This window comes from Streptomyces sp. SLBN-118 (assembly GCF_006715635.1).
Taxonomy (GTDB): Bacteria; Actinomycetota; Actinomycetes; order Streptomycetales; family Streptomycetaceae; genus Streptomyces.
This window is the reverse complement of record NZ_VFNP01000001.1, coordinates 3,142,573-3,166,233: the sequence shown is the minus strand read 5'-3', so window position 1 is coordinate 3,166,233 and position 23,661 is coordinate 3,142,573. Positions and strand designations below refer to the sequence as shown.

General features: G+C 70.2%; 15 protein-coding genes. 11 read left to right on the top strand and 4 right to left on the bottom strand.

The features are described 5' to 3' along the window. The first annotated feature begins 7 nt into the window (after positions 1 to 7). Complete coding sequence (locus FBY35_RS14185; RefSeq protein WP_142214156.1) at positions 8 to 1,132, top strand: GuaB3 family IMP dehydrogenase-related protein; 1,125 nt, start codon at positions 8 to 10, stop codon at positions 1,130 to 1,132. A gap of 119 nt (positions 1,133 to 1,251) precedes the next feature. On the opposite strand, the gene FBY35_RS14180 is transcribed toward FBY35_RS14185, so the two are convergent. Beyond that, entirely contained in the window at positions 1,252 to 1,740 is a 489-nt protein-coding gene (locus FBY35_RS14180) for a hypothetical protein (protein ID WP_142214155.1), read from the bottom strand. A gap of 121 nt (positions 1,741 to 1,861) precedes the next feature. Then, positions 1,862 to 3,103, bottom strand: a complete 1,242-nt coding sequence (locus FBY35_RS14175; protein ID WP_142214154.1) for a nucleotide sugar dehydrogenase — start codon at positions 3,101 to 3,103, stop codon at positions 1,862 to 1,864. 230 nt (positions 3,104 to 3,333) lie between these two features. On the opposite strand from FBY35_RS14175, the gene FBY35_RS14170 reads away from it, so the two are divergent. The 7 genes from FBY35_RS14170 to FBY35_RS14140 all read left to right on the top strand — a co-directional run bounded on the left by FBY35_RS14170 (position 3,334) and on the right by FBY35_RS14140 (position 17,636). Further along, positions 3,334 to 5,040: a glycerol-3-phosphate dehydrogenase/oxidase gene (locus tag FBY35_RS14170; RefSeq protein WP_142214153.1), complete on the top strand. Its 1,707-nt coding sequence runs from the start codon at positions 3,334 to 3,336 to the stop codon at positions 5,038 to 5,040. 382 nt (positions 5,041 to 5,422) lie between these two features. Continuing rightward, positions 5,423 to 7,873: a serine/threonine protein kinase gene (locus tag FBY35_RS14165; RefSeq protein WP_142214152.1), complete on the top strand. Its 2,451-nt coding sequence runs from the start codon at positions 5,423 to 5,425 to the stop codon at positions 7,871 to 7,873. A gap of 138 nt (positions 7,874 to 8,011) precedes the next feature. Further along, complete coding sequence (locus FBY35_RS14160; protein ID WP_142214151.1) at positions 8,012 to 10,618, top strand: protein kinase; 2,607 nt, start codon at positions 8,012 to 8,014, stop codon at positions 10,616 to 10,618. A gap of 90 nt (positions 10,619 to 10,708) precedes the next feature. Next, positions 10,709 to 12,307 (top strand): serine/threonine-protein kinase, encoded by a 1,599-nt coding sequence (locus FBY35_RS14155; protein WP_142214150.1) that lies wholly within the window; start codon positions 10,709 to 10,711, stop codon positions 12,305 to 12,307. Between the two features lie 95 nt (positions 12,308 to 12,402). Further along, positions 12,403 to 13,998, top strand: a complete 1,596-nt coding sequence (locus tag FBY35_RS14150) for a serine/threonine-protein kinase (RefSeq protein WP_142215068.1) — start codon at positions 12,403 to 12,405, stop codon at positions 13,996 to 13,998. Between the two features lie 188 nt (positions 13,999 to 14,186). After that, a complete protein-coding gene (locus FBY35_RS14145; RefSeq protein WP_142214149.1) occupies positions 14,187 to 15,803 on the top strand; it encodes a succinic semialdehyde dehydrogenase in 1,617 nt (538 codons plus the stop codon). A 27-nt stretch (positions 15,804 to 15,830) separates the two neighbouring features. After that, positions 15,831 to 17,636: a GMC oxidoreductase gene (locus FBY35_RS14140; RefSeq protein ID WP_142214148.1), complete on the top strand. Its 1,806-nt coding sequence runs from the start codon at positions 15,831 to 15,833 to the stop codon at positions 17,634 to 17,636. A 71-nt stretch (positions 17,637 to 17,707) separates the two neighbouring features. Here FBY35_RS14140 and FBY35_RS14135 read toward each other — a convergent pair whose 3' ends face one another. Continuing rightward, positions 17,708 to 18,694, bottom strand: coding sequence for an LPXTG cell wall anchor domain-containing protein (locus FBY35_RS14135; RefSeq protein WP_260848614.1), 987 nt, complete (start codon positions 18,692 to 18,694; stop codon positions 17,708 to 17,710). A gap of 909 nt (positions 18,695 to 19,603) precedes the next feature. Here FBY35_RS14135 and FBY35_RS14130 point away from each other — a divergent pair. The 3 genes from FBY35_RS14130 (at position 19,604) to FBY35_RS14120 (ending at position 21,425) form a co-directional block, all read left to right on the top strand. Then, the gene (locus FBY35_RS14130; protein ID WP_142214146.1) at positions 19,604 to 20,068 is read left to right on the top strand and encodes a hypothetical protein; all 465 of its coding nucleotides are present in this window, start codon (positions 19,604 to 19,606) and stop codon (positions 20,066 to 20,068) included. A 167-nt stretch (positions 20,069 to 20,235) separates the two neighbouring features. Then, the gene (locus FBY35_RS36425) at positions 20,236 to 20,478 is read left to right on the top strand and encodes a hypothetical protein (protein ID WP_186356933.1); all 243 of its coding nucleotides are present in this window, start codon (positions 20,236 to 20,238) and stop codon (positions 20,476 to 20,478) included. 200 nt (positions 20,479 to 20,678) lie between these two features. Next, complete coding sequence (locus FBY35_RS14120) at positions 20,679 to 21,425, top strand: ankyrin repeat domain-containing protein (protein WP_160159267.1); 747 nt, start codon at positions 20,679 to 20,681, stop codon at positions 21,423 to 21,425. An 807-nt stretch (positions 21,426 to 22,232) separates the two neighbouring features. Here FBY35_RS14120 and FBY35_RS14110 read toward each other — a convergent pair. Continuing rightward, positions 22,233 to 23,381, bottom strand: coding sequence for an ISAs1 family transposase (locus tag FBY35_RS14110; protein WP_260848613.1), 1,149 nt, complete (start codon positions 23,379 to 23,381; stop codon positions 22,233 to 22,235). Positions 23,382 to 23,661: the final 280 nt, after the last annotated feature.

Here is a 23,661-nt window from a genome sequence, read left to right as displayed (position 1 = left end):
ACACATCGTGACTGAGATCGAGATCGGGCGCGGCAAGCGCGGCCGCCGGGCGTACGCGTTCGATGACATCGCCGTCGTACCGAGCCGGCGTACCCGGGACCCGAAGGAGGTCTCGATCGCCTGGCAGATCGACGCCTACCGCTTCGAGCTGCCCTTCCTGGCCGCTCCGATGGACTCGGTGGTCTCCCCGGGGACCGCGATCCGGATCGGTGAGATGGGCGGTCTGGGCGTACTGAACCTCGAAGGCCTCTGGACCCGCTACGAGGACCCGCAGCCCCTGCTCGACGAGATCTCCGAGCTGGACGAGGGGGCAGCGACCCGCCGTCTGCAGGAGATCTACGCCGCCCCGATCAAGGAGGAGCTGATCGGGCAGCGGATCAAGGAGGTCCGCGACTCGGGTGTGGTGACCGCCGCCGCGCTCTCGCCGCAGCGCACCGCGCAGTTCTCCAAGGCCGTTGTCGACGCCGGTGTGGACATCTTCGTCATCCGCGGTACGACGGTCTCGGCCGAGCACGTCTCGGGCGCTGCCGAACCGCTGAACCTGAAGCAGTTCATCTACGAGCTCGACGTGCCGGTCATCGTGGGCGGCTGCGCCACCTACACGGCTGCGCTGCATCTGATGCGTACGGGCGCCGCGGGCGTCCTGGTCGGCTTCGGCGGCGGCGCCGCGCACACCACGCGCAATGTGCTGGGCATCCAGGTCCCGATGGCGACGGCGGTGGCCGATGTGGCCGCGGCCCGCCGGGACTACATGGACGAGTCCGGTGGCCGGTATGTGCATGTCATCGCCGATGGTGGCGTCGGCTGGTCCGGCGACCTGCCGAAGGCGATCGCGTGCGGCGCCGACGCGGTGATGATCGGCTCCCCGCTCGCCCGCGCGACGGACGCGCCGGGCCGCGGCCACCACTGGGGCATGGAGGCGGTCCACGAGGACGTGCCGCGCGGCAAGCTGGTGGACCTGGGCATTGTCGGCACGACCGAGGAAGTTCTCACCGGTCCCTCGCACAGCCCCGACGGCTCGATGAACTTCTTCGGCGCCCTGCGCCGCGCGATGGCGACGACGGGCTACAGCGAGCTCAAGGAGTTCCAGCGCGTCGAGGTGACGGTGGCGGACTCGCAGCACCGCCGCTGAATCCGACCGCGTACGGAGGCACGTACGAAGTCACATACGAGTGACATACGAAGGGGCCCGGCACCGGGCGGCGCACGGTGCCGGGCCCCTTCGCGTTTGTCCCGATCAGCCAGTGGCTCTTAGCCGTTGGCCTTCTTGGCGCCACCGAAAGCGGCGACGGCGCCGACGGCGAGGAAGAGGTACGTCATACCGTCCGCCGATTCGCTCCATGCATCGGTCAGCACATCGAACCTGTCGAAGAAGATGTCCAGGAAGGCGCCGTTCGTGAGCTTGGCCAGGACGACTGCGCCGCCGATCAGCTGGCCCAGGTACACGGCGGGGAGCGCCAGCAGCGCGCTGATGACGGGCAGCACGGGGTTGCGGCCGCCGACCTTGGCGGCGGCGAAGCCGATGAGGAAGCCGACGCCGATGGCCGCGTAGCCGATCTCGCGCTCGATGGCGCCGCTGAGGGCGCCGTACGCACCTGCGCCGATCAGTGCGGCGACGACGGCGACGACGATGCCGAGGCCGATGTTGTCACGGACCGGCGCCGCAGGCGGAGTTGGGGCGTACGGGGCGTCGCCGCCGGCGAACGGGTTGCCGGACGACGGTGAAACAGGCTGGCTCATCTGGAATCCCCCAGGAACGAATGCATCGCACGAGCGTGCGAGCGAGATCCCCGGACACTAGCAGTCCGGTACGACAGTGAGGCACCGCGTTATCGAGCTGTTGGATACGGCTGTTGGGGGCTCAGAGGCGGTGTGCGGCCCCGGCCGGGGTGGCTCCCCTTGTATCCAGGAGGAGTTGGGCCTTCACGGCCAGGCCCTGCATGTCGTACGTGCGGTGGTGCTGGAGCAGCACGGTCAGATCCGCGCTGGCGGCGGCGTCGTAGAGCGAGTCCGCACGGGGAACCGGGAGTTCGTGGACCCGCCAGTCGGGGACGTACGGGTCGTGGTAGCTGACGGCCGCGCCCAGGTCCATCAGGCGGCGGGCGACCTCGGTGGCAGGGGACGCCTCCAGGTCGGGGAGGTCCGGCTTGTAGGTGATGCCGAGGAGCAGCACACGCGCCCCGCGGGCCGATTTGCCGTGTTCGTTGAGGAGCGTGGCGCAGCGCTGGATGACGTATTGCGGCATCCGGGTGTTGATTTCCTCCGCGAGGCCGACCATCCGCAGGGGGTGGGCGGAGCCGCGGCCGGACGGCGCGACAGGTCCTGGGTCCAGGGGGACGCCGTGGCCGCCGACGCCCGGGCCCGGGCGGAAGGCATGGAAGCCGAAGGGCTTGGTCTCGGCGCAGCGGATGACGTCCCAGAGGTCGACGCCCAGGTCGTGGCAGAGCACTGCCATCTCGTTGACCAGGGCGATGTTGACGTGGCGGAAGTTCGTTTCGAGGACCTTGACGGTCTCGGCCTCGCGCGGTCCGCGCGCGCGGACGACCTTGTCGGTGAGGCGTCCGTAGAAGGCGGCGGCCGATTCGGTGCACGCGGGGGTGAGGCCGCCGATGACTTTGGGGGTGTTGGCGTAGCCGTGGGTGCGGCTGCCGGGGTCCACCCGGCTCGGGGAGTACGCGAGATGGAAGTCGCGGCCGGCGCGCAGCCCGGAGCCCCCTTCGAGGATCGGGCGGAGGAACGTCTCCGTGGTGCCGGGCTGGACGGCCGATTCGAGCAGCACGGTGGTGTGCGGGCGCAGCCGCGCGGCGAGTGTCCGGGCGGACTCGGCGAGGGCGGTGAGATCGAGCGCCCCGTCGGCTCCGAGAGGGGTGGGAGCGCAGATGACGGCGGTTCGTACGCGTCCGAGTTCGGCCGGGTCCGTGACGGTCCTGAAGCCACCGGCGAGCATGCGGCGGATGTCGGCCGGAGTGCATCCCGCCGCCGGTTCGGGCAACTGGCGTGGCTCGGTGTCATAGCCGATGGTCTCGATGCCGGCGGCTACGGCGGCCTGGGCGAGGGGCAGGCCGAGATGACCGAGTCCGATGACGGCGAGATCTGCGGGCATGGCGTTGGCCGTCCTTCCCTATAAGCCGCGGGGACAGTGAGCGCAAGCCCTGTGGGCAGAACAGGCAGGCGCAATGTCAGACTAGGCGTAAATATGAACGATATGTCGCATTGCGAGCTTGTGGCTGTCCGAGTGTTATCCACAGGCGGTGGCTGAAGTCCTCGACTGCGGACAGAATCGACGTTGTGAGCCCGATCGCAGGGGCCGTACGGGGGCGACGGGAGGCAGCAGTGAGGACAGCGACACTGGGACCTAAGGAGCGTGCCGAGGCGCTCGCCGGGATGGCCGAGCGTGAACTGGACGTGCTGGTGGTCGGCGCGGGCGTGGTGGGAGCAGGGACCGCGCTGGACGCCGCGACAAGAGGACTCTCCACCGGGCTTGTCGAGGCGAGGGACTGGGCGTCGGGCACATCGAGCAGGTCGAGCAAGATGATCCACGGCGGGCTGCGCTATCTGGAGATGCTGGACTTCGCACTCGTCCGGGAGGCGCTGAAGGAGCGCGGGCTGCTGCTGGAGCGGCTGGCCCCGCATCTGGTCAAGCCGGTGCCCTTCCTCTATCCGCTCCAGCACAAGGGCTGGGAGCGCCTCTACGCCGGATCGGGCGTCGCGCTGTACGACGCGATGTCGGTGTCGTCGGGGCATGGGCGCGGCCTGCCCGTCCACCGGCATCTGTCGCGGCGGCAAGCGCTGCGGGTCGCACCCTGCCTGAAGAAGGATGCCCTGGTCGGGGCGTTGCAGTATTACGACGCACAGATGGACGACGCCCGCTATGTGGCGACCTTGGTACGGACGGCCGCGAGCTATGGCGCCCATGCCGCCAGCCGGGCGCGGGTGGTCGGCTTTCTGCGGGAGGGTGAGCGGGTCGTCGGCGCGCGGGTGCAGGACGTCGAGTCCGGCGGGGAGTACGAGATCCGGGCCAAGCAGGTCGTCAACGCGACCGGGGTGTGGACGGACGACACCCAGGCGCTGATCGGGGAGCGCGGGCAGTTCCATGTGCGGGCCTCCAAGGGCATCCATCTGGTGGTGCCCAAGGACCGGATCCACTCGTCGACCGGGCTGATCCTGCGGACCGAGAAGTCCGTGCTGTTCGTCATCCCCTGGGGGCGGCACTGGATCGTGGGGACGACGGACACGGACTGGGATCTCGACAAGGCCCATCCGGCCGCGTCCAGTGCGGACATCGACTATCTCATTGAGCACGTCAACTCCGTGCTGGCGGTGCCTCTGACCCGCGACGACGTCCAGGGGGTGTACGCCGGCCTGCGTCCGCTGCTCGCCGGGGAGTCGGACGCGACCAGCAAGCTGTCGCGCGAGCACACGGTGGCGCATCCGGTGCCCGGGCTGGTGGTTGTGGCGGGCGGCAAGTACACGACGTACCGGGTGATGGCGAAGGATGCGGTGGACGAGGCGGTGCACGCGCTCGACCAGCGGGTGGCCGCATGCGTCACGGAGAACGTCCCGCTCGTCGGAGCCGAGGGCTATGCCGCGCTGTGGAACGCGCGGGCGAGGATCGCGGCGCGGACAGGGCTTCATGTGGTGCGCGTGGAGCATCTGCTGAACCGGTACGGCTCGATGATCGAGGATCTGCTGACGCTGATCGCCGACAACCCGAAGCTCGGGGAGCCGCTGGAAGGCGCGGATGACTATCTGCGGGCCGAGGTCGTCTATGCCGCGTCACACGAAGGGGCGCGGCATCTCGATGACGTACTGACGCGGCGGACCAGGATCTCGATCGAGACCTTCGACCGGGGGACGCGCTGCGCGCGGGAGTGTGCGGAGCTGATGGCGCCGGTGCTGGGCTGGGACAAGGAGCACATCGAGAAGGAGATCGAGCACTACGACAAGCGGGTGGAGGCGGAGCGGGAGTCGCAGCGGCAGCCGGACGACCTGACGGCGGACGCTGCGCGGCTGGGGGCGCCGGACATCGTGCCGCTCTGATCCCATCGCCCGGGCCCGGGCCCGGTCCCGGCTCGCCCAGCCCGGCCCCCGGCCCGCCCGTCGCCCGGCCCGCCCGCGGGCCTTCGGCCCCGACCCGGTGGAAATCGGCCGTCCGGAGGGCCGGTTCGGGGTGGCGTGTGCTCCGGAGGGGTGCGTTCCGCTTGGCTGGACAGGGCCCCCGACCAGCCAAGCGGTGAGCTTCACCGCGAGCAGTGGCATGGTGATTGCCTTCCTGCTTCTGGACCCGTCCTGGCTGACTGCGGACCCGGGAGAAACGCCGGTCCCCGAGTGAGGGACAATGGGGGCTCTGCCAGGGAGGGTTACCGCATCGCAGCGGGAAACGGCAGGCGCGGGCGAAGATCAGGGATCGCAGAGGGGACGCATGTCGGAGGCGGAGCAGTCGCGGGAGCCCCAGCGGGAAACGGCCGAGGAGCCCCAGCGGGATGCCGGGCAGGATTCCCGGGCGGAGCTCAAGGCGGAGTCTCGGGACCCCGAGCCGGAGTCCCAGGGTCCCGAGGAGAAGCTCGACACGGAGCCGGAGGCCACTGCGGTGCCCGCACCGGAGGCCGAACCGGCGTCCGGCGCCGAGCCGGAGAAGCCTGCGCAGACTTCCGGGCGGGGCGCCACGGCGCGGGGCTCAGGACCGGGGTCCGTCCCGGGCCGCGGGGACGCGATGAGCCCTGGCCGCGGTGACGGAGCCGTGTCGGGGGCCGACGCGTCCGGGGCACCCCAGGCAGCGTCCCCCAAGTCGACGTCCCCCGAGCCCAAGGCGCCCGAGCCCAAGGCGCCCGAGTCGACGTCCCCCGAGTCCAAGGCGCCCGAGCCCAAGGTGCCTGAGCCCAAGGCGCCCGAGTCGACGTCCCCCGAGTCCAAGGCGCCCGAGCCCAAGGTGCCTGAGCCCAAGGCGCCCGAGTCCAAGGTGCCCCAGCCGAAGACGCCCGAGCCCAAGACGGCAGCCGCGTCCGTCAAGGCGGGTGCGGTCGCGCGGAGTTCCGGGCGGGAGACCCAGGGGCGGCTGCTCGCCGGGCGGTACCGGCTGGGAGGCGTCCTCGGGCGCGGCGGCATGGGCACCGTGTGGAGAGCCGTCGACGAGACTCTCGGCCGTACCGTCGCGGTGAAGGAACTGCGCTTCCCCAACAGCATCGACGAGGAAGAAAAGCGCCGCCTCATCACGCGCACCCTGCGCGAGGCCAAGGCGATCGCCCGTATCCGCAACAACAGCGCGGTGACGGTCTACGACGTCGTCGACGAGGACGACCGCCCGTGGATCGTCATGGAACTCGTCGAGGGCAAGTCGCTGGCCGAAGCCGTACGCGAGGACGGCACGCTGACGCCCCGGCGGGCCGCCGAGGTCGGACTCGCGATCCTCGACGTACTGCGTTCCGCGCACCGTGAGGGCATCCTGCACCGCGATGTGAAGCCGTCCAATGTGCTGATCGCCGAGGACGGGCGCGTCGTGCTCACCGACTTCGGAATCGCGCAGGTCGAGGGCGACCCGTCGATCACGTCGACCGGCATGCTCGTCGGCGCGCCTTCCTACATCTCGCCGGAGCGCGCCCGCGGCCACAAGCCCGGGCCGGCCGCGGACCTGTGGTCGCTGGGCGGGCTGTTGTACGCGAGCGTCGAGGGCTGCCCGCCGTACGACAAGGGCTCCGCGATCGCGACGCTGACCGCCGTGATGACCGAGCCGCTGGACCCTCCGAAGAACGCGGGCCCACTGGAGGAGGTCATCTACGGCCTGCTCGCCAAGGACCCGGATCAGCGTCTCGACGACGCGGGCGCACGGGCGTTGCTCACCCGAGTGCTGCACGCCCCCGAGGCGCCGGAGCGGCCCGCCGAGCCCGAGCCGTCGCCGGAAGCCACCCGCGTCGTTCCGCTGCCCCCGCTTCCCCCACCGCCGCCGGAAGCCAGGCCGAAGGACCCGTCGGCCGACCGGGTGCGCGGTGCGCTGCGCTCCGTGCGCAACGCCGCCGCGGCGGCCGCGAAGCAGGAACCGAAGCAGGAACAGAAGCCGCAGCCCGTGCCGCAGGCTTCCGCCGCGCCGCCCGTGCCGGCACGGGCGCCGCTCACCGATGCCGTGCCCCGCCGCACCCTGGTGGCCATCGCGGCCGTCGTCGCGCTCGCCGTGCTGGCGACCGTGCTCTACCTCACGCTCGGCGGTGGCGACACGGGCGGCAAGAACAAGTCCGGGAGCGGCAAGGCCACTTCGGCCGGGGCGAACGGCGGCAAGGACAAGGGCGGCGCCGCGACCGGCGGCAAGGGCAAGGACACGGCCAAGGACGGCCCCAAGGACAACACCGGGACCGGCGACGGCCAGGGCGGGCAGCCGTCCGGCGGGCCCAAGACCGACGGCCCCGCGAGCGGGAACGGAATCCCGGCCGGGTATGTGATGGTCTCGAACGACCAGTTCCACTTCACCATGGCGATGCCCAAGGGCTTCAAAATGACCGGCATCGCGGGTGAGAACTCCGGCGGGATCTTCAACCTGCGGACGGGTGGATTCCCGCGCATTCAGGTCGACTTCGGCGCCAGCCCCAAGGACGACGCCGCCGCTGCCTGGAACGCGGCGAGGCTGGCGACCGCCGCCAGCAGCGACGGCTACAAGCACCTCGGAATCCGGCCGGTCCAGTACAAGGGCTATCCGACCGCCGCCGACTGGCAGTTCGAGCGCAATCAGGGCGGCGAGCGGGTACGAGTCCTCAACAGGGGCTTCAAGGTGGATGCCGGGCGCGGCTACTCGATCATGATCACGTGCAAGGCGAGCGAGTGGCAAAGCACCGAGTGCGAGACCCTGCGCAAGACGGCGTTCGCCACATTCAAGCCCAAGGACTGACTCAGGACACGTATCGTGAGAACTCGCGGACGGTACGGAGCCGCAAGGGGTCGCAACAGCCCGTCAAACGACCGGAATTGACGGTTTGGGGCGATCCTTGAGGCCGTCCGGGGGACAGCACGCGCGTGGGGAGGCGACGTGGACGACTATGCGGGAAGGGTGCTCGCCGACCGCTACCGCCTGCCGCTGCCGCCCTCCGACGCGTACGAACTGGTGGAGACCCGCGCGTTCGACACCTACAGCGGGCAAGAAGTCCTGGTGCGGCAGGTGCCGTTGCCGGAGGTCGTGGACGCCGAGGTCGTCGAGACGGACGGCATTGGCGGGTCGGTGCCGAGCAGAACACAGGGGCGTACGACACGGCGGCCCACGGACCCGGCGGTGCGGCGGGCCATCGAGGCCGCGCAGGCTGCCGCGCAGATACCTGACCATCCGCGCCTGGACCAGGTCTTCGACGTTTTCGCAGAGGGCGGTTCTCTCTGGATAGTGAGCGAACGGGTCGCCGCGCGGCCGCTCGCGGCGCTTCTGGCGGAGCATCCGCTCAGTCCCTACCGGGCGGCCGAAGTCGCCTCCGACGTACTGACCGCGCTGCGGGTGCTGCACGCGCACGGCTGGACGCATCGCAACATCACCTCCCGTACGGTCCTCGTCTGCGACGACGGGCGCGTCGTCCTGACGGGACTGGCGTCGGGAGCGGCGGAGGAGGCGCTGTGCGGGTACGCCCCGGTGCCGGGCCCTCCGGACGACGAGTTGGCAGGAATACCCGGGCCGCCCGAGGCGGCGGAGCAGGGGGAAGCTGCGCCCCTGGAGGCGGGGACGTACGCGGATCCGGACGACGAGGACCCGGAGGACGAGGACACCGACGCAGACGGGGACGACGGTCCGTACGGGGCTTCGCCCGGCGCCCGGGTTGCCCTGCCGCGGCCCGGAAGCGGGGTGCCGGATGCCCGGGCCGCGAGGGCGGGTGCGATCGCTGCCTACCGCGCGGGGGCACGGGCCGCGGCGCGCGCCGACGAGAACGAGCGCGAGGGTGATCGTCCGGTCCAGGCGGGCTTCGACCCCGACTGGTGGGCCCGGCGGCCGGGTGAGCCGGGCCCGCCCCTCGACATTGACGTAGACGACATCGACGACGACATCGACGACGAGGAAGAGGACGGCGGTTGGTCCGGCCCCGGCCGCGTCAGGCTGGCCGGTAGGTGGCACGACGCCTCCTTCCCGGCCCAGGACGGCCCGCGCCCCCTCCCGGCGGGTGGCAGCCCCGGCGCCGGCCGTCCCGCAGCACGCGGCCACAACGACCCCTACGGCGCCCGCCCGGCCCTTCCCGGCCCCCGCCCCGGCAGCCTGCCCGCCCCCTCCCGTCCTGGCGGTAGCGCCCAGGATGCGCTGCGGGCCGATGCCCAGCGCGCCGATGCCCAGCGCAGGCCCGTCGTCGCCGAGGTCCGGGCGCCCACCGGGCACTGGGACGAGATCGTCGCGGGCGGCACCATCCCCGCCTACCGCGGCCCCGCCACGCCCCTGGCCGCCGAGCGCGCCCGGCAGGCGCGGATCGCGGTCGTCGGCGCGGTCACCGAGCGATGGGCCCCCGAGCAGGCCGGACCCGTCCATGAGAACTGGCAGTTGGCCGCCCCCGTCGGCCCCGCAACCGACCTCTGGGCGCTGGGCGCCCTGCTCTACCGGGCCGTTCAGGGTCATGCCCCCTACCCCGAGGAGAGCGCAGTCGAGCTGGTCCAGCTCGTCTGCTCCGAGCCGCCCGCCTTCGCCGAGGAGTGCGGCCCGCTGCGCCCGGTCGTCGAGTCGCTGCTGCGTCAGGACCCCACGGAGCGCCCGGACTTCGAGGAATTGCGAGGCTGGCTGCGTTCGCTCGTGCGGTCCGCGCCCGAGCCCGAGGCGGGGATGGATGTCGTGCCGGTCCCGTCGGCCCCGGCCGACGGCTCCCGACTGCCTGTCGTGCGCCGCCGGGGCGAGCTGGTGCGCAAACGCCGCGGCTCGGCCGAAGTGGTGCACGGCCGCCATCGCCACAAGAAGTCCAGGCGTGAGCGGCGCGGCCCCCGGTCCCTCGGTCGCACCCTCCTGCTGCTGGTGCTGCTCCTTCTGGTGGCTGCCGTCGCGTACGCCGTGGTGTTCATGCCGAAGGCCGACTCGCAGCAGCGGGACGGTTCCCACGGCAAGAACGGCGGGCGTCCGACGGCGACCGGTCCCGGCCCCGATGCCTCAGCCCCCGACAACCGGCCCTCGACTCCCGCCACCAGCCCCGGTGCCCAGCAGCCCCAGACATCCGCACCCGCCGGGAACATCCCCTACGGCTACGCGCTGCGCAAGGACCCGGAAGGTTTCCAGATCGCCGTCCAGAAGTCCTGGCAGCGCCACCCGATCAACGACGTCGGCCAAGTCCGCTATACGGACGGAGATTTCATTCTGATCGTCGTGCCGGGCCGTGACACCGTGAAGGCGAACGGCGACGATCCGCTGACATACCAGCGCGACAAGGAGCGCGAACTCCAGCCGTGGCGCGACTCGTCGTGGGCCGGGGCGTCCGGGCTGCGCCGTATCGAGGTGGGGCAGCAAGCCATGGCCGAGGGGCAGTTCACCTGGCAGGACAGCAACGGCCGAGAGGTGTACGTACGCAATCTCGCCCTCGTCATCGGCGGCGCCTACCACGTCGTCCAGGTGATCGGACCGGAGGACCAGCGGGACAAGGTGGCCGAGGTCCACCAGGAGGCCACGAAGGCCTATCGGACCACTCGCTAGCATCACGGCGAGGTCACTTGAGGCATCCGGGGTTCCCCGGCCGTACTTCCCCTCCGTAACCTGTCATCCCAAGGAAACTGGGCGGGGGACGTGGAACACAGTCAAAGCACGGGCGCGGGTCTACTGCTCGCCGGACGCTACCGGCTGAGCGAGACCATCGGCAGCGGCGGCATGGGCAAGGTGTGGCGCGCGCACGACGAGGTGCTGCACCGGGTCGTCGCGGTCAAGGAGCTGACCGCCGGGCGGTACGTCTCCGAGGCGGACCGCATCGTTCTGCATGCCCGCACCCAGAAGGAGGCCCGGGCCGCGGCCAGGATCAGCCATCCTGGTGTCGTCACCGTCCACGACGTCCTCGAACACGACGCCCGTCCCTGGATCGTGATGCAGTACGTCGACGGGCCCTCTCTCGCCGACGCGGCCAAGGAGAGCGGGCGCATCCCGGCCGCTGAGGGAGCCCGTATCGGGCTGCACGTGCTGCGCGCGCTCGGCGCCGCACACGCGGCCGGAGTGCTCCACCGGGACGTCAAACCCGCCAACGTCCTGCTCAGCCGCGACGGCCGGGTGCTCATCACCGACTTCGGGATCGCCGCGATCGAGGGCGACTCGACGATCACCCGGACCGGGGAAATCGTCGGGTCCATCGACTACTTGGCTCCTGAGCGGGTACGTGGCGCCGACCCCGGACCCGCCTCCGACCTCTGGTCGCTCGGCGCGACGCTGTACACGGCGGTGGAGGGCGAGTCGCCCTTCCGGCGCTCGTCGCCACTGGCCAGCATGCAGGCGGTCGTGGGCGAGGAGCCGGGTCAGCCCGAGTGGGCCGGGCCGCTCGCGCCCGTCATCATGGCGCTGCTGCGCAAGGATCCCGCTGCCCGCCCCTCGGCCGCCGAGGCCGAGCAGATGCTGGTGGAAGCGATGGGAGAGCGGCGGGCCACCCCGCGGAAGCCGCAGGTGCCCGCGCAGCGGGCGACGGAGCGGCACACCCGGCCCGTGACGACGCAGGTTCCGGCGCCGACGCCCGCTGCTCCGGCGCCTGTTCCGGGTCCCGGACCTGGCACGACGGCCCGGGCCGAGCGGCCCCGGCGCGGCGGCAGGCTGCGCAGGGCCGCGATCGTCGTCGTACTCGCGGCGGTTGTCGGCGGCGGCGCGGGACTTGCCGCCATGCAGTACGCGGGCGGTGACAACGATGGCGGGCGTACGGGCAACCGGCCGACGGCCCAGCCGGCCACCTCCCCGGCCGAGCCGGCCGGATGGCATCGCGTGAACGACCCGGAAGGCTTCAGCCTGCTCGTACCGAAGGGCTGGACCCGCCAGGCGGACGGCGACCAGATCGACTACACGCCCGACGACGGCAAGCACCGCATCCGGATCAGCAGTAACGCTTCGCCTGAATTCGAGACCTCGTACATGCACATGCTGGACATGGAGAGAGGTCTGGCGAAGCGGCTTCCTCAGTACAAGAGGCTGAAGCTGGGCCAGAACACCTACCGTGACCAGGAGAACTCCGCGCGCTGGGAGTTCACCTGGAACGAGAAGAACACCTTCGCCGGTCCGCGCCGTGCCATCGACCAGCTGTACGTCGAGGAGAACGGCACGGAGTACGCGCTCTACATGTCCGGCCCAGCCGAGGACTGGGCGACGACGCGTCAGCAGTTCGACACCATGCTCCGTGGCTGGCGGCCTCCGGCATGATGGACGCAGGCTGATCGAGGGGGAGTTGCGTGTCCGAGGAAACGCGGCTGATCGCGGGCCGCTACCGGCTTGTGGACCGGCTGGGACGCGGAGGCATGGGCACCGTGTGGCGGGCGGACGACGAGCTGCTCGGCCGTCGGGTAGCCGTCAAGGAGCTCCATCCGGAGGATGCGAGGGGCGGCCGTTCGGCGTCCCCGTACACATCCGCGGCCGCGCCGCTGCGGGAGGCCCGCGCCGTTGCCCGGGTCAAGCATCCGCATGTGATCGTCGTCCATGACGTGGTCGTCGACGACGGACTTCCGTACATCGTCATGGAACTGGTCGACGGCGGCTCGCTCGCCGAACGGATCACCCGCGGCGGACCCGTCGACGTGGCGGAGGCGGCGCGGATCGGGCTCGCGCTGCTCGGCGCACTGCGGGCCGCGCATCAACTGGGTGTGCTGCACCGTGATCTGAAGCCCGCCAATGTCCTCATCGAGGAGTCCACGGGGCGGGTCGTCCTGACCGATTTCGGTATCGCACAGCTCGCCGGGTCCACGACGATCACCGATTCGGGGTCGTTCGTCGGATCGCCCGAGTACACCGCGCCGGAGCGGATGCAGGGCGAGACAGCCGGCCCCGAGTCGGATCTGTGGTCGCTGGGAGTGCTCCTCTGCGCGGCGGTGAGCGGCGAATCGCCGTTCCGCCGCGACTCGTTGGGCGGCATTCTGCACGCGGTCGTCGAGGACGAGATCCGCCCGCCCGCCCAGGCCGCTCCGCTGCTGCCGGTCGTGCTGGGGCTGCTCGACCGGGACCCGGAGCGCAGGCTCGGCGCGACGGAGGCGGAGGAACTGCTGCGTACGTACGTCACGACGGGGGCCGTACCGGTGCCCGCCGGGCTGAACGTCCCCACCCGCCGCGACGCCCGGGCGGACTCCCGCCGCGACACGGGCCGCGACAGTACTCCGACGCCACGCGCGCCCGCGCCGCAGCAGCCCGTGACCCCTGCGCCCGCGCGTGCTGGACGCCGGCATGCGCCGCTGCTGGCCGTGGCGGCGCTCGTCGCCGCGCTGGCCGGGGCGGGAGGGGCGGCAGCGGTCCTGTTCCAGGGCGACGGAGGTGGCGGCGCCGCCGCGGGTCCGAGCAGTACCAAGGAGACCAGTTCGCCTTCGGTGAGTGCGGCACAGTCGCCCGCCGCGAAAGCCGAGCCGAATCCCACGGTGACCGTGACCAGGTCGCCCACGCCGCCACCCGCCAAGAAGCCCGTCGCGCCCGAGGGATATCTCTCGGTCTCCGACCCGGACGGCTTCGCGCTCGTCGTCCCCGAGGGCTTCGTACGCTCCCAGGACGACAAGCGCGTCTACTACATGGCGCCGGACAAGGACATCAGGATCGGCATCCGGGTACAGAGCCCGGCTCCCGACGGGCCGCTCGGATCGATGCGCCGCTCGGACGCGGACGGACCGAACACCAACCCCGGCTACCGCGACGGCAAGGTCACCCCGACCACGCACAACGGGCTGACCGCCGCGCTCTGGGAGTTCTCCTGGGACGGCTTCTCCAAGGCCGAGGGGGACCGGCACACGTTCGACATCTGCTGGGACGAGAACGGCACGATGTACGACGTGTGGGTCTCGGCCCCGGTCGGCAGGACGGACGAGGCGCGACGGCACTTCGACACCGCGCTGGACTCCTTCACACCCGCGGGGTGACATCGGGCGGGCGGCACGACGCGGGCCGAGGTCACGGCTCTGCATCCGGTGCTGAAGCCCAGAAAGCCGGGGCAAGCCCCCTGATCAGGGCTTATCTGCCAGTGATCGCTGGCGCGATGGTGAGGGCCCGGTGAAAAGCCGTTACTGACGGGTACCCAAACTGCGGGATGCCGCATACTCTCGCCCCCATGACGGACTCGCAGGCCCCCGCCGCCGCCCTGGGCACCAATCCGACAGCAGCCGCCCCGGCCGGTGCGCGCACCGCAGCAGACGTGGTCACTCCCGAGGTGGTCGCGCAGCTCACCCGCGGTGTGATCGGCTCCGGCCGTACCGCGAACCACACCCCCTTCACCGGTCGGAAGCTGGCTGATCTGCCCGAGTCCACCCCCGAGGACGTCGCCGAGGCCTTTGAGCGCGCCCGGGCGGCCCAGCCCGCCTGGGCCGCGATTCCGGCCCGCGCCCGCGCAGCCGTCCTGCTCCGCTTCCACGACCTCGTACTCGAGCGCCAGGCCGAGGTCCTCGACCTCATCCAGCTGGAGACCGGCAAGGCCCGCCTCCACGCGCACGAGGAGGTCCAGGCCGTCGCCGTTGCCGCCCGTCACTACGGCCGGAAGGCGCCCGCCTATCTCAAGCCCAAGCGCCACATGGGTGTGGTCCCCGTCCTGACGAAGACCACCGAACTGCGTCAGCCGCGCGGCGTCGTCGGCCAGATCGCGCCCTGGAACTACCCGTTCGAACTCTCCGTCGGCGATGCGCTCCCCGCGTTCGTCTCCGGCAACGCCGTCGTGATGAAGCCCGACACCGAGACCGCGCTCACCGCGCTGTGGGCCCGCGACCTGCTCATCGAGGCCGGAATGCCCGCCGAGGTCTTCCAGATCGTCATCGGCGAAGGCCCGGTTGTCGGCCCGGAAGTCGTCAAGCACGCGGATTACGTCTCCTTCACCGGTTCCACTCGCACCGGCCGCGAGGTCGCCCAGGGCGCGGCCGCCCGCCTGGTCGGCGTCTCCCTCGAACTCGGCGGCAAGAACGCCATGCTGGTGCTGCACGACGCCGACATCGAGAAGGCCGCGGCCGGAGCGATCCGCGCCTGCTTCTCCTCCGCGGGCCAGCTCTGCATCTCCATCGAGCGGCTGTACGTCCACGAGTCGATCGCCGACGTCTTCGTGGATCGGTTCGCCGCCCGTACGAAGGCGATGCGCCTCGGCAACTCCCTCGCGTACGGAGCCGACATGGGCTCTCTGGTGGGCGAGCGTCAGCTGGAGACCGTCACCCGCCATGTCGAGGAGGCCGTCGCCAAGGGCGCCACGCTCGTTGCGGGCGGCGTCGCGCGCCCCGACGTCGGCCCGCTGTTCTACGAGCCGACGATCCTGGACGGCGTCGAGGCGCCGATGGCCGTCTGCACCGAGGAGACCTTCGGCCCTGTCGTCTCGATCTACCGCTTCAAGGACGAGGACGAGGTCGTCAAGCAGGCCAATGCCACTCCGTACGGCCTGAATTCGAGCGTCTGGACCAAGGACGGCAAGCGCGGCCACGCCGTCGCCGCGAAGCTGCGCACCGGCACCGTCAACATCAACGAGGGCTACGCCCCCGCGTACGGCAGCGTGCAGTCCCCGATGGGCGGCATGAAGGACTCCGGCCTCAGCCGGCGACACGGTTCGGAGGGCATCCTCAAGTACACCGAGGCACAGACCGTGGCCCAGCAGCGGCTGATGCCGCTGGCGCCGTCCTTCGGCATGGACGACGAGAAGTACGCCGCTTTCATGAGCCGCAGCCTGAAGGCGATGAAGGCCCTGCGCCTTCGCTAGTCGACACCTTTTGCACCGAGGAGAGTCATGCCCGAGGTACCCCCTGCCCAGAATCAGGAAGAATCCGCGTACGACTACGACGTCATCGTCGTCGGCTCGGGCTTCGGCGGCTCGGTCTCCGCGCTGCGGCTGACCGAGAAGGGCTACCGGGTCGGCGTCCTGGAGGCGGGCCGCCGCTTCACGCGCGAGACGCTGCCCAAGAACTCCTGGGACCTGCGCAACTATCTCTGGGCCCCTGCGCTCGGCCTCTTCGGCATCCAGCGCATCCATCTGCTCGGCAATGTGATGGTGCTGGCGGGCGCGGGGGTGGGCGGCGGGTCGCTCAACTACGCCAACACTCTGTACGTCCCGCCCGCGGCCTTCTTCCAGGACCCGCAGTGGAAGGACATCACCGACTGGCAGGACGAGCTCGCTCCGTACTACGACCAGGCCAAGCGGATGCTGGGCGTGCGGCTCAACCCGACGATGACCCCCTCGGACATCCATCTCAAGGCGACCGCCCAGGCGATGGGCGTGGGCGACACCTTCCACATGGCCCCGGTCGGCGTCTACTTCGGCGACGGCGAGGACGCCGACGGCACGGCGACGGCCAGGCCGGGGGAGGAGGTCGACGACCCGTACTTCGGGGGAGTGGGTCCCTCCCGCAAGGCGTGCACCGAGTGCGGCGAATGCATGACGGGCTGCCGCCACGGCGCGAAGAACACCCTCAACGAGAACTACCTCTACCTGGCGGAAAGGGCGGGCGCGGAAGTCCACCCCATGACCTCGGTCGTCTCCGTCACCGAGGACTCGCGCGGCGGCTTCGCGGTCAGCACCCTGCCCAGCGACAACAAGCGCAAGGGGCAGGGGCGTACGTTCACGGCGCGCCGGGTCGTCATCGCCGCCGGTACCTACGGCACCCAGACCCTCCTGCACCGGATGAAGGACAGCGGACTTCTGCCGCGGATCTCGACGCGGCTGGGCGAGCTGACCCGTACCAACTCCGAGGCCCTGGTGGGAGCGCTGACCGACAACCGCCGCTACCGCAGGAAGCACGGAGCCGAGAAGGTCGACTTCACGCGCGGAGTCGCCATCACGTCCTCGATCCACCCCGACGAGAACACCCACATCGAGCCGGTGCGTTACGGCAGGGGCTCGAACGCGATGGGCAGCCTGACGATCCTCCAGGTCCCCTACAGCGCCCGGTCCCGGGTCGCGGCCTGGCTCGGCAACATGGCCAGGCACCCCTGGCTCGCGGTCCGTTCGCTCTCCAGCCGCCGCTGGTCGGAGCGGGCCATCATTGGTCTGGTCATGCAGTCGCTGGACAACTCCCTGACGACGTACCGCAAGTCGAAAGGCATCGGCAAGGGACTGCTCACCGCCCGCCAGGGCCACGGTGCTCCCAACCCCAACCAGATCCCGGAGGCCACCCGCGCCGCGTCGTTGCTCGCCGAGGAGATCAACGGCTACGCGGGCTCCAACATCGGCGAACTGATGGGGACCCCGCTGACGGCCCACTTCCTGGGCGGCTGCCCGATCGGCGCCTCCGCCGAGGAGGGTGTCATTGACCCGTACCACCGGCTGTGGGGCCACCCGGGCATCTCGGTCGTCGACGGCGCGGCGGTCTCGGCGAACCTGGGTGTGAACCCGTCGCTGACGATCACGGCACAGGCGGAGCGGGCGATCTCGCTCTGGCCCAACAACGGCGAGGAGGACACCCGCCCGCAGCAGGGCGCGGCCTACGAGCGCCTCCCGGCGGTGGCCCCGAAGTCACCGGCGGTGCCGGATTCGGCGTTCGGGGCGCTGAGGCTGCCGTTCCTGGGCATGCCGGCGGTCCCGCCGAAACAGTCCTGACCAGCCCGGACATACGAAGGCCGCTGCACCCCCCTCCGAGTGCAGCGGCCTTCTGGCTTCAGGGCCGGGTGTTACGCGGCGGCGTCACCGCTGCGGCGGCGCTTCATCGCGAAGACGACCCCGGCACCGGCGACGATGGCGATGCCACCGGCGATGCCGACGGTCGGCAGCATGGAGTTGGAACCGGTCGAGGCGAGGTTGCCCTGCGGCTGGATCTCCGTGTTGCCGGCCGGCTTCTTGGACGGCAGCGGCTTCTTGCCACCCTCCTGCGGCTCGGCGTCGTCGACGTCACCGGGCTTCGCGCCCGCGGCGAGGATGTCGAACTCGTAGTAGGACTCGTCGTCGGAGAAGACGCAGTTGCCCTTGTCGTCGGCGTAGATGCCGATGCTGATGGCGTAGCCGAAGCCGGCCGGGGCGGACTTGTCGACGCTCAGACGCAGGTCGATGGAGAAGGACTCCTTCGCCTTGACGTCGGTGTAGCCGAGGTAACCGGCGCCCTCGTCGTTCTCGTCGAGGGAGATGGCGGTCCACTTGCCGGACTCGGGGTCCTTGTACTGCAGGGACAGGTGGCCGGTGACCTCGTTCCACGTGTCCTCGTCGATCTGAGCGGCGAAGACGCCGAGGTCGACACGCTTGTAGCTGCTCTCGCCCTTGTTGCTGACGTTCAGCTTGAACTCGTGGTAGCCGCTGCCCGCGACGATCTTCGACGGCAGACCGGAGAGGCTGGTCTGCAGGCTCTTGTCGAACTTCGGCTCTTCGTTCAGGTCACAGGGGAACTCGTCCGGCGTCGTGGCGGACGGGCTCGGCGTGGTGGCCGGAGCGGAAGACGAGGCCGCCGAGGTGCTCGGGGTGGCCGCCGGGGTGCTGCTCTGGGCCGCGGCCGGCGCGGTCGCCGTCTCCGAGGGAGTGCCCGCCGTCTCCGAGGGGGTGCCGGCCGTCTCCGACGGCGAACTGCTCGCCGTGTCGGTCGGCGTCGGAGACGGGTCGTCCGCGTACGCGGCCGGAGCCGTCAGGAACGCGGCGGGTGCTATGACAGCGGTCGCTGCAGCGACGGCCATAGCGCGGCGAAGCTTCATTAAGACCTCAGTGAAGTCCGGCGTACCGCTCGCGCGGCACGGAGTCTGATGGGCCTACCGAGGTGGGGGTGCACAGGTGAGGCCGTTGTTTCGCATGCTTGACCGGCCAGTGGCCGAAAAGGTTGCCCTCGCACTCACAGAAAATTTATGTGGCCCCCGTCACATGCCACGGGAGTGAATTCGCAAAGGGCCGGAGGGCACGGCCAAGGGCCCCGCGAATGCACCATCCGCAGGGCCCTTGGGGGTCAGCACCGACGTCAGGGCGGCGCCGGTGCCGAGGCGCGGCGCCGGGGGGTAGCACCGCGTGGGGAAGGTCGCCGACCCGGCGCACGGAGGGCGCTCGGGTGGTATCGACCTTTGGCGGTTGTGTCGCGCAGAGGGGGACGCGCTTCTCTTGCATCGTGCTGGACGGGCTGCGGCGAGCGCAACCGTTTGGACCGGATGCGGTCGGCACCGGGCGTCCCCGGAGCCGACCGCCCTTGGGGTGACCGGGCTGCTGTCCCCTGCCGACCGGTCACGCGCGCTGGGGCGAGGTCCCACGACGCACCTGCGGTACGTCACACGCCCCAGCGAAGCCACGCGTGGTGTCCGTTGACGTTCATCGTTGCATCCGCGTGCGGTGCTGATCTGTGGGATGAAGAAACCCGATGCCCGGGGTGAGCCCGGCCTGTGTAACTGGATCTTGCGTTTCCTATGGCGGTAGACGGGCGCCGCCGCACGAGTTCGCCGTGAGCTGCCTTCCTGTTAGTACTGCAACCGCATCTGGGGTCCATATAGGGGAGGGGGCATCCGACTGGAGATGTATGCGGAAACACTTCTTGGGACGTATGGATCGGGCTTCGCCGGACGGGGAGAGTGGAATATGAACCTCCCACCTTTGAGGAGCCTGATATGCCCAGGAACCGGACGGCTGTCATCGCCGGAGTTTCCACCGTGATCGCCATCGGCGCCGTTGCCGCTTTCACTGTGCCGGCCGCGTCTGACTGGTACCACCATCGCCACGACGAGGCGTCCTCCTACAAGACAGCGGCCGAAGCCAAGGCCGACCGGGCCTCCTTCCCACGGTGGATACCCGACGGCGCGACAAGCGTCGCGTACGAGATGAAGACAACCGGCGGCGACCGGCTTCTCAAGGCCACCCTGCCCTCCGCGTCCATGCCCGCCGGCTGCACTCCCTACAAGCCCACTGCCAATCTCCCCGGACCTGCACTCAAGGCCGACTGGTTTCCCAAGGACGCGGCCGCCAAGCCCACGGCTCGCTGCGGCCTGTACTACACGTTCCTCGACGGCAATACTCTGTACGGCTGGCAGTCCAACACCGACTGGATCGCCGAGAACAAAGCCGGCAGCAAGTAGACCGATCCTGGGGCCGCCCCGCCCGAAACCTGACGAGCGCGAGGTGCCACAGGCCATGCGACGTCGATGAACAGCTGATCACCGAACGCCCCAGGCTACTGCTGATCTCCGACAAGGATTTCGCGTCCAAGGAATTCGAGAGCAACCTCGCTCTACGTGGGATCACCTTGCTGCGGCCTTCGTTCAAGCGGGAGAAGAAACGTCCTGGAGAGAGGCTGCTGAAGTCCGTGCGGCAGTTGATCGAGTCCGTAAACAACACCCTGAAGGGGCAGTGGGACCTCGAACAGCACGGCGGACTTACCCACGAGGGCGTCGCCGTCCGCGCCGCCCGGTGCCCCTTGGCGATGACCGCCGCGATCTGGCACAACCACAAGACCCACTCGCCCCTCACCCGCTTCCTCATCGCCTGAAGACCACTGAGCACGATCGGGGTAGCTCGTCTAGGACTATCGGACCACCCCGTCCCTCCTGAGTCGGATGCAGGTGTGTCTTGGAGTGACAAAAAAGCGCCGGAGCGGTGTCAGGCTGAAGACATGCATACAGCTCGGCACCGTCGGCAACCGGGACTCGACCCGGCATCCAAGCACCGTACGCAAAGAAGGTGACAAGCGTGACCACAGCGCTGACCGATCAGCTCATCCGCGCCATCTACGAACGGCGAACGGGGCGGGTGGAAGAACTCCTGCGCACAGGGGCCTCCCCGTCCGCGGCGAGTGCCGTCGGCGAGACCCCCGTGTACCTGGCCGCGGTGTCGGGAGAGGCAGACATCGTGCGCCTGCTCCTGGACGCAGGCGCCTCACCCGACGAGGAGAGCCGGGGACCTGGGAGTGAAGGGCTGCCGCTGTGTGCGGCGGCCTGCTGGGGCTACAGCGCGGCGGTGCGTGAGCTGCTCTCCCACGGCGCGGATCCCCGTCTCAGGGAGGACGACGGCGCCGGCTACACCGCTCTGCTGTGGGCAGCCGCCGGTGGTCACCACGAGACCGCCCGGCTCCTGTTGGAAGCGAACGCCGACCCCGATGCCGGCCACCTCGACCGCACTCCCCTGATGGCCGCGGCCGAGTTCGGAGCGACAGGCATCGTGCGGGACCTGCTGCGCCATGGCGCCGACGCCCGCCGCACCGACGGACAGGGCCACACAGCGCTGGACCTGGCCCGCGCGTGGTGCGGCAAAGACATCGAGACGGAGCTGCGCAAGCTTGCGGAAGCCAGGCCGAACGGCACCTGCGAGGTCTCCCGCAGCCCCCGGCCCGACGGCACCGAGCTGATCGTGCTCACCAGCTCAGACGAGGCGTCCTGGGACAAGGGGACGGGGCACGCCGCCATCGCGGACCTGCTGGCGGAGTACATGCCCCGTTGAGAGCGGCGAAAGGGGCGGTCGATCAACGATCGTCGTCCGTGCTCGGTCGGCAAAGCGCCGGACCACACTCGTATGAGCCGTACTCGCATGATGCGGAAACGCAGCCGGGCGAGATGCGGGGGCCCGCGAGCACGGCGTCAGCCGGGGCGCCGTCCGCACCGCCGCCGCCGGCCTCCTGCCCGAGAACACCGCCGCCAGCCACGCGGACACCTCGGCCACAGAACTGCCCGTCACCCTCGACATGCCTGGCAAGGTCGCCGACTTCCTCCGCACCGCCGAACTGGAGCCCCGCCGAGCGCGACGCGCTCAACCGCGGGGTGACCCTACGACGCGGCCAGGGCTACACCCTGCGCGTCAGCGCCACCCCGCCGGTTCACCAACAGCTCCTGGCCCGCTGCCAACCTCTCGACGGAGCCCATGGCGGCACAGCGCAAGGCCCGCCGCGAGTACGCGAACCGCGTCAACGCCCTCAGCCCGTAACGCCGAACCCTGAGCTGGCCCGCAGCCCCTTAGCGTTGTTTTTTCCGCGAGAACTACCGGGACATCCGGCCGGGGCCCGTCACGCGGCCCGGCCGGACGCCCGCAGTCTGTGTTGTAGGCGTCGCAGTTTTTGGCAACGCCTCACCCAGGCGGGCACCGTCGTGCTGAGCGAAACAGAGGCCGGTCCACGGTGCCGCAGGCGTTGGCCTTGCTGTCCAGCGGGCTAAATGGATTGCCGGTAGCCGAAGAATTCATGGTCCTGGTTGTAGCCGCCGTGTCCGCCTCCCAGGGCTGTTGCAAAGTCTCTTGATTTTGGATCGACGCAGGTCAGCTGATCTTGAGGAGATCGAGGGGCCGGGTGAAGGGTTCGTAGGACATGTCGCGGAGGGCGGCAGCGATGTTGGTGTGTCCCGCGGCGCGGAGAGGGTTGATGGCGAAGCTGCGGAGGGCGGCCATGTTGTCGGGGCCGTGCCCGGTGCGGATCTTGGAGGCGTCCTCGGCGAAAGTGACGTCGCGAACGAAGTGGAGCCGGTTCTCGATCACCCATTGCGCACGGATGAGCTGCGCGATGCGCTGCGGGGACGCCTGGCGGCTGGTCAGATCGGTCAGCACGCAGACCGTCTCGCGGCTGCGCCTGCCGGTCTTCCGGTCCGTGCGGTGGCGGACGATCCTGGCGACCTGGGCGGCGTGCGGGAAGTCGACCCCCAGGTCGGTGACGGTCAACACCTGCACGACGCGGGTTTCCAGCCGGCCGTGACCGGTGCTGCGGTCGTAGAACCTGGCTCTCGCTTCCTTCCAAGGCAGGGCCTTGAGCTGGGCATACAGGTTCGGCTGGTTGCGCTTCACGGTGAAGGCGTAATGCGCGCTCTTCTCGCCGAGGTAGCGGGCGTGATCGCGCTGGGTGTGCAGAGCATCGGCGGTCACGACGACGCCGGCCAGGTCGTAGGGCTCCAACAGGGCGGCGAAGCAGGTGATTTCATTTGTCTTGTCGGGAACGCGCAGTTGGGTGACCGCCTGTCCGGTGTCGGTGATCGCGGCCAGCAGGTGGGCGGCCGGACTGTCGTCAGTACGCGAACCGCGCGCTGATTTGCCGTCCACAGCAAGCGAGTCGGCGTCCGCGGGATCACATCCCAGCAGATCGGCAAGCCCTCCGGGGCAGGTGCGGTTGACCAGACGCCGGATGGTCGCCCCGCTCGGCGCCAGCCGCACGCCGAACACGCTCGTGGTGCGGGCGCCGAGCCGGGCCAGGGTCTCCTGAGGGGCGTTCTTCGCCCACTGACCGATCGCCGCGAAGGAACGCGCCCCGGAGATCACCGCCGAGCAGGCAACCAACAGCACACTCACGAACGGGTGACGCACCCCGCGCCGATGGCGCGGATCGGACAGCGTACGCAGCCGCACCGCCAGATCGGCCGTACACCGCTGCTGACGGGTGGGCGACTTGACCAGACAGACGGCGGCAGACTGGCGGCACATCGAAGCTCCGGTTGAACAGGGCGACTTGGCAAGGTCACCCCTCTCAACGGGAGCTTCGTTGCGTTCGTAGCGCCCCACCGGCACATCGTCGCGCCGCCGTGACCAGCACACCTACATGATCAACCCGACTTTGAAAGGCCCCTGTCGTCCCCGACCTGAAGCGGGTCACGCCCCACGCAGTGGTGTAGTCACTGGCCGAGCGAGGGGCACGGTAGCGCCAAAACAGGTAGTTCTACGGTGTTCTCCAAGGTCGACCCTTGGCCACGATGGCAGGTGGGAC

Coding starts and splice junctions, on each gene's coding strand:
- FBY35_RS14180 (WP_142214155.1), bottom strand. CDS start 1,740: ATGAGCCAGCCTGTTTCACCGTCGTCCGGCAACCCGTTCGCCGGCGGC.
- FBY35_RS14150 (WP_142215068.1), top strand. CDS start 12,403: ATGGGCACCGTGTGGCGGGCGGACGACGAGCTGCTCGGCCGTCGGGTA.
- FBY35_RS14145 (WP_142214149.1), top strand. CDS start 14,187: ATGACGGACTCGCAGGCCCCCGCCGCCGCCCTGGGCACCAATCCGACA.
- FBY35_RS14140 (WP_142214148.1), top strand. CDS start 15,831: ATGCCCGAGGTACCCCCTGCCCAGAATCAGGAAGAATCCGCGTACGAC.
- FBY35_RS14130 (WP_142214146.1), top strand. CDS start 19,604: ATGCCCAGGAACCGGACGGCTGTCATCGCCGGAGTTTCCACCGTGATC.
- FBY35_RS14175 (WP_142214154.1), bottom strand. CDS start 3,103: ATGCCCGCAGATCTCGCCGTCATCGGACTCGGTCATCTCGGCCTGCCC.
- FBY35_RS14110 (WP_260848613.1), bottom strand. CDS start 23,381: ATGTGCCGCCAGTCTGCCGCCGTCTGTCTGGTCAAGTCGCCCACCCGT.
- FBY35_RS14135 (WP_260848614.1), bottom strand. CDS start 18,694: ATGGCCGTCGCTGCAGCGACCGCTGTCATAGCACCCGCCGCGTTCCTG.
- FBY35_RS14165 (WP_142214152.1), top strand. CDS start 5,423: ATGTCGGAGGCGGAGCAGTCGCGGGAGCCCCAGCGGGAAACGGCCGAG.